The 15,095-nt window shown below is 43.9% G+C and carries 18 protein-coding genes; 4 read left to right on the forward strand and 14 right to left on the reverse strand.

All coding sequences use genetic code 11. The features are described 5' to 3' along the window. Window positions 1-238: 238 nt before the first annotated feature. The 14 genes from ACK8OT_RS14215 to mioC all read right to left on the reverse strand — a co-directional run bounded on the left by ACK8OT_RS14215 (window position 239) and on the right by mioC (window position 12,635). A complete protein-coding gene (locus tag ACK8OT_RS14215) occupies window positions 239-670 on the reverse strand; it encodes a F0F1 ATP synthase subunit epsilon (protein WP_410197188.1) in 432 nt (143 codons plus the stop codon). Window positions 671-686: 16 nt separating this feature from the next. Beyond that, on the reverse strand, window positions 687-2,096 hold the full coding sequence (gene atpD / locus ACK8OT_RS14220) for a F0F1 ATP synthase subunit beta (RefSeq protein ID WP_410197189.1): 1,410 nt from the start codon (window positions 2,094-2,096) through the stop codon (window positions 687-689). Between the two features lie 33 nt (window positions 2,097-2,129). Continuing rightward, a complete protein-coding gene (atpG, locus tag ACK8OT_RS14225; protein ID WP_410197190.1) occupies window positions 2,130-2,996 on the reverse strand; it encodes a F0F1 ATP synthase subunit gamma in 867 nt (288 codons plus the stop codon). A 48-nt stretch (window positions 2,997-3,044) separates the two neighbouring features. Continuing rightward, complete coding sequence (gene atpA / locus ACK8OT_RS14230) at window positions 3,045-4,586, reverse strand: F0F1 ATP synthase subunit alpha (protein WP_410197191.1); 1,542 nt, start codon at window positions 4,584-4,586, stop codon at window positions 3,045-3,047. Between the two features lie 12 nt (window positions 4,587-4,598). After that, on the reverse strand, window positions 4,599-5,132 hold the full coding sequence (gene atpH / locus ACK8OT_RS14235) for a F0F1 ATP synthase subunit delta (RefSeq protein WP_410197192.1): 534 nt from the start codon (window positions 5,130-5,132) through the stop codon (window positions 4,599-4,601). 14 nt (window positions 5,133-5,146) lie between these two features. Continuing rightward, window positions 5,147-5,617 carry a F0F1 ATP synthase subunit B gene (gene atpF / locus ACK8OT_RS14240; RefSeq protein WP_410197193.1) on the reverse strand — a complete coding sequence of 157 codons (471 nt, stop codon included), beginning with the start codon at window positions 5,615-5,617 and terminating at the stop codon, window positions 5,147-5,149. A gap of 33 nt (window positions 5,618-5,650) precedes the next feature. Continuing rightward, the gene (gene atpE / locus ACK8OT_RS14245) at window positions 5,651-5,905 is read right to left on the reverse strand and encodes a F0F1 ATP synthase subunit C (protein ID WP_119912280.1); all 255 of its coding nucleotides are present in this window, start codon (window positions 5,903-5,905) and stop codon (window positions 5,651-5,653) included. A 49-nt stretch (window positions 5,906-5,954) separates the two neighbouring features. After that, complete coding sequence (gene atpB / locus ACK8OT_RS14250; protein ID WP_410197194.1) at window positions 5,955-6,776, reverse strand: F0F1 ATP synthase subunit A; 822 nt, start codon at window positions 6,774-6,776, stop codon at window positions 5,955-5,957. Beyond that, complete coding sequence (locus ACK8OT_RS14255) at window positions 6,760-7,170, reverse strand: ATP synthase subunit I (RefSeq protein ID WP_410197195.1); 411 nt, start codon at window positions 7,168-7,170, stop codon at window positions 6,760-6,762. Before ACK8OT_RS14255 ends, atpB begins: the two co-directional genes overlap by 17 nt. Window positions 7,171-7,394: 224 nt before the next feature. Next, window positions 7,395-8,303, reverse strand: coding sequence for a ParB/RepB/Spo0J family partition protein (locus ACK8OT_RS14260; protein ID WP_410197196.1), 909 nt, complete (start codon window positions 8,301-8,303; stop codon window positions 7,395-7,397). Window positions 8,304-8,312: 9 nt separating this feature from the next. After that, window positions 8,313-9,104 carry a ParA family protein gene (locus ACK8OT_RS14265; protein WP_410197197.1) on the reverse strand — a complete coding sequence of 264 codons (792 nt, stop codon included), beginning with the start codon at window positions 9,102-9,104 and terminating at the stop codon, window positions 8,313-8,315. A gap of 35 nt (window positions 9,105-9,139) precedes the next feature. After that, window positions 9,140-9,760: a 16S rRNA (guanine(527)-N(7))-methyltransferase RsmG gene (rsmG, locus tag ACK8OT_RS14270; RefSeq protein ID WP_410197198.1), complete on the reverse strand. Its 621-nt coding sequence runs from the start codon at window positions 9,758-9,760 to the stop codon at window positions 9,140-9,142. Between the two features lie 12 nt (window positions 9,761-9,772). After that, window positions 9,773-11,662 (reverse strand): tRNA uridine-5-carboxymethylaminomethyl(34) synthesis enzyme MnmG, encoded by a 1,890-nt coding sequence (gene mnmG / locus ACK8OT_RS14275; protein ID WP_410197199.1) that lies wholly within the window; start codon window positions 11,660-11,662, stop codon window positions 9,773-9,775. Window positions 11,663-12,185: 523 nt separating this feature from the next. Next, a complete protein-coding gene (gene mioC / locus ACK8OT_RS14280; RefSeq protein WP_410197200.1) occupies window positions 12,186-12,635 on the reverse strand; it encodes an FMN-binding protein MioC in 450 nt (149 codons plus the stop codon). An 81-nt stretch (window positions 12,636-12,716) separates the two neighbouring features. On the opposite strand from mioC, the gene ACK8OT_RS14285 reads away from it, so the two are divergent. The 4 genes from ACK8OT_RS14285 to ACK8OT_RS14300 all read left to right on the forward strand — a co-directional run bounded on the left by ACK8OT_RS14285 (window position 12,717) and on the right by ACK8OT_RS14300 (window position 15,094). Beyond that, window positions 12,717-13,103, forward strand: coding sequence for a response regulator (locus tag ACK8OT_RS14285; RefSeq protein ID WP_410197201.1), 387 nt, complete (start codon window positions 12,717-12,719; stop codon window positions 13,101-13,103). 128 nt (window positions 13,104-13,231) lie between these two features. Further along, on the forward strand, window positions 13,232-13,492 hold the full coding sequence (locus ACK8OT_RS14290; RefSeq protein ID WP_410197202.1) for a BufA1 family periplasmic bufferin-type metallophore: 261 nt from the start codon (window positions 13,232-13,234) through the stop codon (window positions 13,490-13,492). Then, window positions 13,492-14,328 carry an MNIO family bufferin maturase gene (bufB, locus tag ACK8OT_RS14295; RefSeq protein WP_410197203.1) on the forward strand — a complete coding sequence of 279 codons (837 nt, stop codon included), beginning with the start codon at window positions 13,492-13,494 and terminating at the stop codon, window positions 14,326-14,328. Before ACK8OT_RS14290 ends, bufB begins: the two co-directional genes overlap by 1 nt. Continuing rightward, complete coding sequence (locus ACK8OT_RS14300) at window positions 14,321-15,094, forward strand: HvfC/BufC family peptide modification chaperone (RefSeq protein ID WP_410197204.1); 774 nt, start codon at window positions 14,321-14,323, stop codon at window positions 15,092-15,094. The genes bufB and ACK8OT_RS14300 overlap by 8 nt, the downstream gene beginning before the upstream one ends. Window position 15,095 lies beyond the last annotated feature (1 nt).

Consider the following 15,095-nt stretch of genomic DNA (forward strand, 5'->3'; position numbering starts at 1 on the left):
AACACTGCGTTTCGCTAGGCGCTGCGCCGTGTCAGTGGATGCGCATTATAGGGAGATTCGTTTTTGGCGCAAGGCTTTTTTTGAAGTTTTTCACACTTTCTGCCTATTTGTATAAAACACATACAATGCGGTTAACTAATCGCCATTTACGCTTTCTAAAAGCCTAATGTTTTACACCGAATGTCTCGCGCATAAAAAAGGCGACCAACTGGTCGCCTTTTATGCACTATGCAGTTTGTTATTTGCGTCTAACGTTTCTTGTTAGTTCAATAACGCGAAGCTTCGCAATCGCTTTTTGTAGCTCAGCTGACGCGCGAGCAAAATCAACATCACCGTGAGATGAACTAATTTTACTTTCCGCCGCAAGTTTCGCTTCTTCTGCTTTAGCTTGATCCAGGTCTTCACCACGGATAGCTGTGTCAGCCAGAACGGTTACGCCACCTGGTTGTACCTCAAGGATACCACCCGAAACGTAAAACACTTCTTCGTGACCGTGTTGTTTAACCAGACGCACCATACCCGGTTTAATCGGAGTCAGTAATGGTGTATGGCCAGGTAAAATACCTAGCTCACCTTCTGCACCCGAAACCTGAATAGACTCTACGCGACCGCTGAAAATTTGTTTTTCAGCACTCACAACGTCTAGATGCGTGGTCATTTGATTACTCATAACACTCTCCTGCTAATTACAGGTTCTTAGCTTTTTCCAGCACAGAATCGATGTCGCTCGCGTAAAGGAAAGCTTGCTCAGGGATATCATCGTAATCCCCAGCTAGTAGACCTTTAAAGCCACGTAGTGTTTCTTTAAGTGGTACGTAACAACCTGGGTTGCCCGTAAATACTTCTGCTACATGGTACTCTTGCGTTAGGAACTTCTCGATTTTACGTGCACGGGCAACGATTAGCTTATCTTCTTCAGATAGCTCATCCATACCTAGGATAGCAATGATATCTTTTAGCTCTTTGTAACGCTGAAGGATACCTTGCACACCACGTGCTACATCGTAATGCTCTTGACCAACAACAAGTGGGTCTAGCTGACGAGAAGTAGAGTCTAGTGGATCGATAGCTGGGTATAGACCTAGCGACGCGATGTTACGAGACAATACAACTGTTGCATCTAAGTGAGCAAACGTTGTTGCTGGAGATGGATCCGTTAAGTCATCCGCAGGTACGTATACCGCTTGGATAGACGTGATCGAACCAGTCTTAGTTGATGTAATACGCTCTTGTAGTACACCCATCTCTTCAGCAAGCGTTGGCTGGTAACCTACCGCAGAAGGCATACGACCAAGTAGTGCTGATACCTCAGTACCCGCTAGGGTGTAACGGTAGATGTTATCTACGAAAAGTAGTACGTCACGACCTTCGTCACGGAACTTCTCAGCCATGGTTAGACCCGTTAGTGCAACACGTAGACGGTTACCTGGTGGCTCGTTCATCTGACCGTAAACCATCGCTACTTTTGATTCTTCAGGCTTCTCGATGTTAACAACACCAGCTTCCTGCATTTCGTAGTAGAAATCGTTACCCTCACGAGTACGCTCACCAACACCTGCGAATACAGATAGACCAGAGTGTTGTACCGCGATGTTGTTGATAAGTTCCATCATGTTAACGGTCTTACCAACACCCGCACCACCGAATAGACCGATTTTACCACCCTTAGCGAATGGACAAATCAAGTCGATTACTTTGATACCTACTTCAAGTAGTTCGGTGCTGTTTGATTGCTCTTCGTACGAAGGAGCAGCACGGTGAATTTCGTATTTTTCTTCTGTCGCAATAGGGCCTTCTTCATCGATTGGCTCACCTAGTACGTTCATGATGCGACCTAGAGTTGCAGTACCTACTGGAACTGAGATTGCAGCTCCTGTATTGACTACTTCTAAACCACGTTTTAGACCTTCTGAAGCACCCATAGCAATAGCACGAACAACGCCGCCACCGATTTGCTGTTGAACTTCCATCACAAGGCCTTGGTGTTGACTTTCGCTTGTGACTTTCAGTGCTTCGTACACTTTTGGTACGCTGTCTTGTGGAAACTCGATGTCCACAACAGCACCGATAATCTGGACGATTTTACCAGTACTCATGTCAATTCCTCTAAAACCTTCATTAAACCTTGCTTAAACAGCTGCAGCACCACCACAAATCTCAGAAAGCTCCTGAGTAATGGCGGCTTGACGCGCTTTGTTAGCAACCAGTTGTAGATCTTCGATCAAGTCGGTGGCGTTATCGGTTGCGGCTTTCATTGCTACCCTACGGGCAGCCTGCTCACAAGCGAGGTTTTCAACCACACCTTGATAGACTTGAGATTCAACATAACGATTCAGCAAGGTGTCTAAAATAGACTTAGGTGCTGGCTCATAAATGTAATCCCAACTGTGTTTGCTTAGCTCTGCATCATCTTCAGCTTTTGGCAAAGGTAGTAACTGATCGATTGTTGGCTGTTGCACCATGGTATTAACAAACTTGTTGTACACCACGTACAGACGATCCAGTTTGCCCTCATCGTAGGCTTTCAACATTACTTGAACCGAACCGATAAGATCATTAACTGAAGGGCTATCGCCCAATCCACCTGCCTGTGCTACTACATTACCGCCATTACTGTTGAAAAAAGAAGTTGCTTTGTTGCCGATAACAGCAATGTCAATTTCAACATTCTTTTCACGCCAATCTTTCATGCCTTTAAGGGCTTGCTTAAACAAGTTAATGTTTAAACCACCACATAAGCCACGATCGGTTGATACGATAATGTAGCCAACGCGCTTGGCTTCCCTTTCTTCTAAGTAAGGGTGTTGGTATTCCAACTTACCAAGTGCGATGTGACCGATCACTTTGCGCATTGTTTCGGCATAAGGACGGCTGCTAGACATGCGTTCTTGTGCACGTCGCATCTTAGATGCCGCAACCATCTCCATGGCGCTAGTGATCTTTTGAGTGTTTTTAACACTCGCGATCTTGTTACGTATTTCTTTAGCGCCGGCCATTTTGTAACTCCTATATGATTAAATACTGACTGCCATGCAGTTCAGCTTTTACCAGGTTTGAGTTGATTTGAAGCTTTCTAAAATGCTTGTTAGCTTAGCTTCAATTTCACCGCTGTAATCACCTGATTCATTAAGAGCTGCAATGAAATCGCCGTGCTCGTTTTTAGCGTATGAAAGCAGTGCAGATTCAAAATCTAGCACTTTATTTAGCTCTACATCGCGTAAGAAACCTTTTTCAGCTGCAAATAATGCTAATGCCTGTTCTACGATAGACATAGGCGCATATTGATGCTGCTTCATTAACTCGGTTACTTTTTGACCATGGTCAAGCTGCTTACGTGTCGCTTCATCTAGGTCAGATGCAAACTGAGCAAACGCTGCTAATTCACGGTACTGAGCTAGTGCAGTACGGATACCGCCAGATAGCTTTTTAACCAGTTTAGTTTGTGCACTACCACCAACACGAGATACCGAGATACCTGGATCAACCGCTGGACGGATACCGCTGTTAAACAGTTCAGTCGTTAAGAAGATTTGACCATCGGTAATCGAGATTACGTTTGTCGGTACGAATGCAGAAACGTCACCCGCTTGGGTTTCGATGATAGGTAATGCGGTTAAAGAACCTGTTTTACCTTTCACTTCACCTTTAGTGAAAGTCTCTACGTAGTGCTCACTAACACGAGCAGCACGCTCTAGTAGACGTGAGTGAAGGTAGAAAACGTCACCTGGGTATGCTTCACGACCTGGTGGACGCTTAAGCAATAGAGAAATTTGACGATAAGCAACAGCTTGCTTAGAAAGGTCATCATACACAATCAGTGCATCTTCACCACGGTCACGGAAGTACTCACCCATAGAACAACCTGAGTAAGGTGCTAGGTATTGCAGTGCTGCCGCTTCTGAAGCTGATGCTACAACCACGATAGTGTTTGCTAACGCGCCGTGCTCTTCTAATTTGCGTACTACGTTAGCAATAGTCGACGCTTTCTGGCCGATAGCAACGTAGATAGAGTAAATACCAGAATCTTTCTGGTTGATGATTGCATCGATAGCAATCGCCGTTTTACCCGTTTGACGGTCACCGATGATAAGCTCACGTTGACCACGACCGATTGGAATCATCGAGTCGATAGCTTTCATACCAGTTTGCACTGGTTGGTCAACTGATTTACGGTCGATTACGCCTGGTGCAATCACTTCAACAGGAGAGTAACCGTCGTTTTCAATTGGGCCTTTACCATCGATTGGCTCACCTAGGGTGTTAACAACACGACCTAGTAGACCTTTACCTACTGGTACTTCAAGGATACGACCAGTAGATTTAACTTTTTGACCTTCTGCTAGATCCTGGTAAGGACCCATTACAACCGCACCTACCGAATCACGTTCTAAGTTTAACGCAATCGCATAGTTGCCGTTTGGCAGTTCGATCATTTCACCTTGCATACAGTCAGCAAGGCCATTAATACGAAGGATACCGTCACTTACTGATACGATAGTACCTTCGTTTCGAGCTTCACTAACAACGTTGAAGTTTTCAATACGCTGTTTGATCAGATCACTGATTTCTGTGGAATTCAGTTGCATGCTCATTCCCCGTTAGGATTGCAGTGAGTCTGCTAAGCGGTTTAGTTTACCGCGTACAGAACCATCAATAACCAAGTCGCCAGCAGTGATGACAACACCACCTATGAGTGACTTGTCGACACTACAATTCAGCTTCACTTTGCGTGCGAGACGTTTTTCCAACGAAGCCACAATTTTGGCTTCTTGGTCTTTAGTTAACTCAACAGAAGAAACCACATTGGCTTCAACTTCTTGGTTATATTCAGCAACCAGTGCCAAATACATATCGTTAACTAAAGGTAAAACACTCAAGCGTCCATTTTCTGCCATCACCTTGATCAGGTTCAGGCCATTCTCGTCAAGTTGACCTTCACAGATACTAACAAATATCTCGGTCAATTCAGCGCCGGCTCTATCACCATGTAGCAGCTGAGCGATACTGTCATTTTTTGCTACCTCGGCAGCAAAAAATAGCATCTCAGCCCAAGCTTCGGTGTTACCTTTTTCAACGGCAAAATCGAAAGCTGCTTTAGCATAGGGGCGAGCAATGGTTGTCAATTCAGACATAAAGCCCCACTCCCTTAAAGTTCAGCTACAAGTTTGTCAACGATGTCGGCATTTGCCGCTTCATCAACAGAACGCTCGATGATTTTCTCAGCACCAGCAATAGCAAGAATCGCAAGTTGTTTACGAAGTTCTTCTTTCGCACGGTTGCGCTCAGCTTCAACTTCCGCTTGGCCTTGGGCGATAATTTTCGCACGCTCAGCTTCTGCTTCTTTTTTAGCTTCATCGACAATTTGATTTTTACGCTTGTTCGCTGCATCAATAATTTCTGCTGCTTGCTCTTTTGCTTGTTTTAGCTGGTCACCAGCTTTTGCTTGCGCAAGATCAAGGGCTTTTTCTGCACGACTCGCGTCGGCTAGACCATCAGCAATTTTCTTCTGACGCTCTTCAATCGCATTCATCAATGGTGGCCACACGAACTTCATGCAGAACCATACAAATAATGCGAACGAGATCGCTTGGCCTAGTAGGGTAGCGTTAATACTCATAACGACACACCTCCTTAATTAAGGAAACTAATATTAGCCAAGTTGACCTAGGAATGGGTTTGCGAATACGAAGAACAGTGCAACACCCACAGCAATCATAGAGATCGCATCAAGTAGACCAGCTACGATGAACATTTTAGTTTGTAGTGCAGGTGCTAGCTCAGGTTGACGAGCAGAAGCTTCTAGGAACTTACCACCTAAGATTGCGAAGCCGATTGCAGTACCTAGTGCAGCCAGACCGATCATGATTGCAACAGCGATAGCAGTAAAGCCGATTACAGTTTCCATTTTTTTCTCCGTTTGAATAAAACTTTTTGGTAAAAATATTTAAAAAAATCTAGTGATCTTCATGCGCCATACTGAGATATACAATCGTCAGCATCATGAAAATAAACGCCTGTAGCACAATTACTAAAATATGGAAGATAGCCCATGGTAATGACATAGACCATTGAGCCCACCAAGGTAGTAGTGCGGCGATAAGTATAAATATCAACTCACCTGCATACAGGTTACCGAACAAACGAAGCGCTAGTGAAATAGGCTTCGCAATCAAGGTTACTGTTTCCAATACAAAGTTAACCGGAATCAGCGCCCAATGATTAAAGGGTTGTAATGTCAGCTCTTTAACAAAGCCAGACACACCTTTGACCTTAATGCTGTAGTAAACGATCAACGCAAATACGCTCAAAGATAAACCAAGAGTCATGTTTAAGTCAGTCGTAGGTACAATTTTAAGGTAAGGAATACCCATTAGAACGGCAGCATGAGGTACAAAGTCAACAGGCACTAAGTCCATTAAGTTCATCAGGAAAACCCAGACGAAAATAGTCAGACCTAAAGGAGCAATTAACGCATTACGGCCATGGAACGAATCCCTAACCACACCGTCAACAAACTCTACCAGGATTTCAACAAAACATTGAAACTTGCCTGGAACACCCGATGTTGCTTTTTTTCCTACCTTGTAGAAAGCCCACAAGAATAGAACACCTAAGCCTACTGCGAACAGGAGAGAGTCAATGTGCCAAGTCCAGAATCCAGCATCCTGACATGCGTAATTAAATGAAATACCGTTTTCGGTAGTACACATAGTCGCATTAGTCAGGTGATGTTGAATATAACCTTGTACGGTTAGTTCTTCACCTTGAGCAGCCATTTTTCATCCCGCTGTTATTGTTAAAAAAGAAAGGAATACTCCATTGCGCCACCAATGCCACGGCAAAAGCCAAATAAAGCGACAAAATATCTAACTTCATCCACGCTAATGCGATGGCTAGCATCACAATGGTTAGAACTAGCTTTACCACTTCTCCTAGGTACAAGCTCATTACCACGCTTCTTGATTGTCTTGCCCCAGCAAACGCAAAAGCAAGCCAAACAAAAATCAGGTTCGGAACTATGTAAATGGCGCCACCTACCAATGCAGACCAGGCTGCATGAAGATTCCAAATCACGCCACAGATAAGTGTTACCGCTAACACCAACAATGCCTGAAAGCCAATATGCTTCAGCGCAGCCTTGCGGCCTTGAGCTACTAACTTTCCAGACACTTAGTTCTCCCAGCTTAGTTTATTGTTTGTGAATGAATTATTAACACTAGGATAATGAATTTATTCAACTGTACAAAAAACGCCACAAATTATACTTGGAAAGTGGCACAATGCAACTCGGGAAAGCATTGATTACAAGGGTTTTGCAGGAAAAGAAAGTGACGGGACTTCACAAAAAGGGGATTGCTTTGTAAAAGCCCCGTTTTACACGACATTAGGTCGTGTTAAGGCATAAATTTGTTTAAAATATCGTCTAGTTCGGCCCCTGATTGATAATCGATCACCAATTTACCAGCGCCTTTTTTCCCTTGTTTTATAGACACTTGCGAACCAAGAAAGTTAGAAAGCTTTGATTCTATAGAAATTAGGGTGGGATCAGCTTCTTTTTTCGGTTTTTCCGAGTTAATAACCGATTGCTGTTTGATTAATTTTTCGGTATCACGAACCGTCAACTCTTTTGCAACAACTTGTTTGGCTAATTCGGACTGTAACTCACCAGAGACAGCTAACAAGGCACGCGCATGACCCATATCCAGATCACCATGCTCTAACATGGTTTTCACATCTTCATTCAAGCTGTTAAGGCGAAGTAAATTTGTTACAGAGGTACGCGATTTCCCCACGGCCTTGGCAACTTCCTGATGGGTAAGCTGAAACTCTTGCATTAAACGTTGCAGGGCAACGGCTTCTTCCATCGCATTAAGATCTTCACGTTGAATATTCTCAATCAGAGCGATGGCCACGGTAGCTTCATCTGAAACATCTTTGATAACACAAGGAACCGTGTCTAAACCAACCTGTTTAGCAGCTCGCCAACGACGCTCCCCGGCAATGATTTCATAATCTTGCTCGGCCAATTTACGAACTACGATAGGCTGAATAATACCTTGAACACGGATCGAGTTAGCTAACTCTTCCAAGGCATCAGGTGACATATCTTTACGCGGTTGGTATTTGCCAGAGCGTAATGCCTTAACACTCAGTTCTTGTAAGTCACCTTTTAATTCGGTTGCGCGATGCTGGGCATTTTCACGACTAATATCCGCTTCTACTTGCGCTTGACGTGCTGCAGCACTGGTACCCAATAAAGCGTCTAAGCCTTTACCTAGGCCTCTTTTTCTTGGCAGATTCATATCCAGTCTCTAAGCGTGTGCAGGTTGAGTTTGTTGTTGCTCTTCACGACGTAACATTTCGCCAGCCAAGGCTAAATATGCCTTAGCACCATTTGAGCCCTTATCATAATACATGGCAGGAGCACCAAAACTTGGCGCTTCTGCAAGTCGTACGTTACGTGGGATCACGGTGCGATAGACTTTCTCACCAAAATGTTGCTTCAACTGATCCGACACATCAGCAGAAAGACGGTTACGCGGATCGTACATGGTACGCAAGATCCCCTCGATCTTTAACTTAGCGTTGATCACCGCAGCTAACTTGCTAATGGTATCAACCAAAGCAGTTAAGCCTTCCAAGGCATAGTATTCACATTGCATTGGCACCAGCACAGAATCGGCTGCCGATAATGCATTCACGGTGAGCATGTTTAACGAAGGTGGGCAGTCGATGAAAATATAATCGTAAAGATGCGCTTCGGCTTCAAGCATACTGCGTAGGCGAGTTTCTCTTGCGAAACAATCCATTAGCCGGATTTCAGCCGCAGTTACATCGCCATTAGCCGCAATCAGGTGATAACCCCCCGTGGTTTCTTTCACCACGGCTTGAGAAATGGGCATTTCATCAATAAGAACATCATAAGCCGTGGCATCGACGTTATATTTATCTACGCCACTCCCCATCGTGGCGTTCCCCTGAGGATCGAGATCAATAACTAAGATTTTACGTTTGGTTGCCGCCATGGAAGCCGCGAGGTTCACACATGTAGTGGTTTTCCCCACGCCACCTTTTTGGTTGGCTATCGCTATTATTTTTCCCACGATGTTCCCTATAGAACAGCTTGCCGTAGCAGGCGTTACACTTTTTTAATCAAAACCAGATGGCGTTGGCCTTCTAACTCTGGAACCGTTAATTTGTGCGTAGCCACTAATTCAAAGTCGGATGGTAAGCTAGCGATTTCATCTTCGGGTAAAACCCCTTTTAATGCGATGAAAACACCTTGCTGTGAGGGTAAATGGGGACACCAGTTTAGCATGTCGTGTAGAGATGCGAACGCACGACTTAACACCCCATCAAATCCAATCTCATCTTGAAATTCTTCTACTCGACTTTGCACTGGGGTGACATTTTTAATCCCCAGTTCGAGTAAAACCTGACGGATAAACCGAATACGCTTGCCTAAGCTATCCAACAACACAAATTCTTTGTCGGGATTCATTATCGCTAACGGCAAGCCTGGCAAACCAGGTCCAGTTCCCACATCAATAAAACGTTGTCCTTGTAAATACGGACTAACAACGATGCTATCGAGAATATGTTTAACCAACATATCTTCAGGGTTACGCACTGAAGTCAGATTGTACGCCTTGTTCCACTTGTGCAGCAAGTTGACCAAGCCAATCAACTGCGATTTTTGTTGATCGGGCACCGATAAATCAGTCTTTTTAATCAAAGCGTCCAGTTTTTGTTCTAACACAAGCAATCCTTCTTAGCTAACTTTACGAAGCAGACCTAGCTTTTTAAGATGAATAAGTAAGATCGATACCGCTGCAGGGGTTATTCCTGAAATACGAGAGGCTTTACCCACGGTTTCTGGACGGGCATCGGCCAATTTTGCTTTAACCTCATTTGACAGCCCTGAAATATTTGAATAATCAAAATCGGCTGGGATCAAGGTGTTCTCATTACGTTTTTGACGGTTAATTTCTTCTTGCTGACGCTCAATGTAACCTTGATATTTGATTTGGATTTCAACTTGTTCAGCGGCCTGAGTATGCTCAAGTTTTGGCCCTAACGCTTCAATTTCCATCAAGGAATCGTAGCTCAGTTCAGGACGGCGCAATAATTCTTCTAACGAGTGTTCACGTGTTAGTGGATTCTTCAACTTGGTATTAAGTTGGTCTAAATAATTAGATCCTGTGTGCGCCCAAGTTGATTTCAAACGCTGACGCTCGGTTTCGATCAGCTCTAATTTTTCGTTGAAAGCTTGCCAGCGGATATCATCCACTAAACCTAACTCACGGCCCTTAGCGGTTAAACGGATATCAGCGTTATCTTCACGTAGCAGCAAACGATATTCGGCGCGGCTAGTAAACATACGGTAAGGCTCTTTGGTGCCTAAGGTTGAAAGATCGTCGATCAATACGCCAATGTAAGCTTGATCTCGCTCTGGGCTCCAACCGGCTTTATCTTGTGCAAATAGCGCCGCGTTCATGCCCGCAATCAAGCCTTGCGCACCTGCTTCTTCATAACCTGTTGTGCCGTTAATTTGGCCAGCAAAGAACAAGCCTTGAATAAATTTATTTTCAAAGGTTTGTTTGAGATCGCGAGGATCGAAGTAATCATACTCAATGGCATAACCAGGACGGGTAATATGCGCATTTTCAAAGCCTTTCATTGAACGAACGATTTCAACTTGGACATCAAATGGCAAACTAGTTGAAATACCATTTGGATAAAGTTCATGTGTTGTTAAGCCTTCTGGCTCAATAAAGATCTGATGGGATGATTTATCAGCAAAGCGCATCACCTTGTCTTCAATCGAAGGACAGTAACGTGGGCCAACACCTTCAATCACCCCTGAGTACATTGGGCTGCGATCTAAGTTATTACGGATCACATCATGAGTACGCTCATTGGTATGCGTGATGTAACAAGGAATCTGAGTCGGATGATCTTGACGCGATCCTAAAAATGAAAAAACCGGAGTAGGGTTATCACCAGCTTGAACTTGCAAAGCTGAAAAATCGACGCTTCTAGCATCGATACGCGGTGGGGTACCGGTTTTTAAGCGATCGATACGCAAAGGTAATTCGCGTAAACGATGGGCTAACGCGATCGATGGTGGATCACCTGCTCGTCCACCACTGTGATTTGCTAACCCTATGTGGATCAAGCCATTTAGGAAAGTACCTACGGTTAAAACCACAGATTTGGCTTTGATCTTTAAGCCCATTTGGGTCACCACACCCACCACCCGATCATTCTCAACGATCAGATCATCACAAGCTTGCTGGAAGATCTTTAGGTTGGGTTGGTTTTCTAATTTACTTCTAACCGCGGCCTTGTACAGCGCGCGATCCGCTTGAGCTCGGGTTGCTCGAACTGCTGGGCCTTTACTGGAATTAAGGGTGCGAAATTGAATACCGGCAAGATCCGTTGCTTGAGCCATGATCCCACCTAAGGCATCGATCTCTTTGACTAAATGGCCTTTACCGATCCCACCGATCGCTGGATTACATGACATTTGGCCAAGGGTATCAACATTGTGTGTGAGTAATAGGGTGTTTTGTCCCATTCGAGCAGCAGCAGCAGCGGCTTCGGTACCTGCATGGCCACCACCAACAACGATCACATCAAAATACTCGTGGTAATTCATAAATCCTCAATAAAGCAGCATAGATCTAACAAACAGCCGCGCATTCTAACCGTATTTCGTGCTGGGGAGAAGGATCAAATGATCATTAAAAAAATCCCTTTGGATCTAAATAAATATATATAGATCTTTAAAGATCTTTCTTATTAGATCTATATATTAGATCTCACAAGATCAGTGGATAAGCGATTTATTGATCATCAGATCAAGATCTTAAGTGAGATCATTGGGTGTGGACACTGTGGGATCGTAGCCGGTATAGCCTGAGATCAACTGAGGTAGTTATCCACAAGGGTGATGGGTTGTGAATGTGTTAATAGGATAACTAATGGTTAATAAGAGTTTAGATTTATAGTTATACACAGAATAAAGTTTGATTTAGGGGGTTGGGTATAACTTATTTTTACCCACTTGGCTTAGAATCGGTTGTGATTAGGCTGGTTTTGAATAGCAAAATGGGGGGAAGCTAGATGGGAGTCAATTGCTTTCGCTCCCACCCAGATCGACTGCACTATGGTTTAACCGTTTATTTTAGTTGCTGAAGCCATTGTGGGATCCACTGTTCTGCTGCGTCTTCAGGGATCGGGTATTCCTGAATATCGATTTTCAATGGCTCCGCAGTTTGAACAGCCCCGAGTTGTTGTAATTGACTATCCATTTTTAACCCTGCTTCACAAAAGGTATCGTAACTAGAATCACCTAACGCAATCACGGCATAAGGCAGGCCACGTAAGTTTGGCTGCTGCTCTGCTAGTTGCTGAGCAAATTCGACGATCGATTCAGGGTAGTCGCCCGCTCCATGGGTTGAAGTGACTACTAACCAAATTTGTTCTGCGTCATAGGGCAGCTCTGCTAGATCGGCTGGGTTATGGATCTGCGAGTTAAATCCCGCTTCTTCTATATAAGGTACTAATGCATCAGCTATGTATTCCGATGCCCCCATGGTTGTGCCAACCAGTAAATGAATTGTAGCCATAAATTACCTCCTGCTGTAAGAGGCTAAATCTATCACAATGGATTATAGTTACGGAAAGAACTTTATCTTTGCCGTTGGATTATGAGTAAAGTACTGATAATAGAAGATGATGAGCTGATAGTGCGAATGCTGGTGAGGTTGCTCCGTAAACTTGAACTAGAAGCGATTAGCTGTGATGTGGAGCCAACAGATGAACAACTAAGTGAAGTATGCTTAGTGATTGCAGACATCTCTTTGCCTAAGATCCCGGGTATTAGCCATATGGAAAAAGTCGCCAAGTCAAAATGTTGTAGCAATCTCCCCGTTATCGTTATTTCTGGTATGGATATCACGACACTCGAATCAACCCAAACCTTATTGAAATTACTCCACGTTAATTTAATTGGCACCTTTAGAAAGCCATTTAATAATAGCCAATTATCTGATTTTATTAGTAAAAATATTTTAGCTACCTTGGTTAAACCTTAGCTAAGTCGTATTAGATAAGTAGTATTTTTCCTTTTCTTGAAATTTTTATCCTTGTTCTCCGGTTTTGTTAATTGAATATAGTCACTAGGTTTAGAGGCTATAACGATTCACTGACTAAGGATAATGTTATGCAAAAATCGAATATTGTATTGGCCTCGGCGATTTCTGGTGTGTTGGCTTTAGGTGCCAGTATGGTGGCGAGTCCAGCGATGGCTGCCGAGAAGGAAAAGTGTTACGGCGTAGCTAAAGCTGGGCAAAACGATTGCGCTACGAAAACCACTTCTTGTGCAGGAACGTCCACAGTTGATAATCAAGCTGATGCGTTTATTGCGTTACCTAAAGGGTTGTGCGAGAGACTGGCTGGTGGCAGTTTAACGCCAAAAGAATAATGACTCATGCCAAAATAGCGTCAGGGGTTGGCATTGGTTTACGCCATCCCCATTTTGCGCAACTCTTAACGCAACGTCCAGCGTTGGCTTTGCTTGAGATCCACAGTGAGAACTATTTTAATCCACATAGTCGCAACCGTGCATATCTTGATCAATTAGCCCAACACTATAGCTTAAGTTGCCATGGTGTTGGTTTGTCATTGGGTAGTAAGGATCCCTTATCAAATAAGCATTTAACCCAGTTAAAGTCGTTAATCGATGAATATAGTCCAGCGTTTGTTTCTGAACATTTAAGTTGGGGATCCATTGATGGTCAGTATTTTAATGATCTGTTACCCCTACCTTATACACAGGAAATGTTGCTGCATTTTGCCAAGCGTGTTGATCAAGTACAGCAGGCCTTAGGGAGACAGATCTTAATCGAAAATCCTTCGGCCTATTTACAATTTAGTCACGCAGAGTTGACCGAGTGGGAAGTGTTAAATCAATTAGTTGCTATCACAGGTTGTGGTTTACTTATTGATTTAAATAATATTTATGTTTGTTCGGTTAATCTTGGCTTTGATTGCAATGAATATATTGCTGCACTCAATCATGGTGCTGTGGCGGAGATCCACCTAGCGGGCTTTACTCGCAAGACCTTAGCTAGCGGTGACATTCTCATCGATACCCATGGCAGTCGAGTGAGCGATGCGGTGTGGGATTTGTATCTAAGTTATCTCAAGTTGGATCCCGATGTGGTGACGTTAATCGAATGGGATACGGATATTCCCCCTTTGGCGGTGCTGTTAGAAGAACAGCAAAAAGCACTGGCAATCAGGAGGCAACTTGGCTAATTCAGACTCGATTCCTCTCAGTGAATTACAGCGGGCTTTTGCTGCCTCTTTGTGTGGCCAAGAGTTAATTGTTACCCAGCACATTGCTGATCACACATTAGCTGCTCAGCAAGTTCTGCAGATTTACCAAAACAATTTTCTCGTCAGTTGTTGTGATGCATTACAAGTGACGTATCAATATACCCAGCAGCTTATCGGCGAAGCTTGCTTCAAACAATTAGCTCGTCAATGGATCCGGCAAAATCCACCAGCCAGTGGCAATATTATTGAGTACGGTGAGGGCTTTGCTCCTTGGCTAGCAAATGTCGAACAGCTGACTTCCTTACCTTATTTGGCCGATTTTGCGGGCTTGGAATGGCGATTAGAGCAAACTTGTAATGCCGAGGTAGATGAGACTCTGTTTCCTTTTACGACACTGGCGAAGGTCACAGAGAGTTGCTACGGCGATCTTGCTTTTCAATTGGCTCCGCAATTTAGCTTAATGGCCAGTGACTATGCCATCAGTGAAATTTATCACATGTTACAACAGCAACAGGTGGAGCCATTTGATTATCATCGGCCAGCATATGTGTTGTTGCAAAAACGGCCTGACTTTACCGTACAGTTACATTCGCTTGATGCCTTAGGGTATCAGTTTTTGTCTGCTTGTCAGCAAGGTATGAGCTTAGGGGATATTAATCAAGTCATGGCACTGGATCCGAGTGCTTATTTACAACAGTTTATTCAGCAAGGCGTGCTTAATCGCTTTGCTTGTAAGGAGGTTTAAC

It is taken from the genome of Motilimonas thetidivivens, assembly GCF_046452435.1.
In the GTDB taxonomy this organism is placed as follows: Bacteria; Pseudomonadota; Gammaproteobacteria; order Enterobacterales; family CBDFNC01; genus Motilimonas.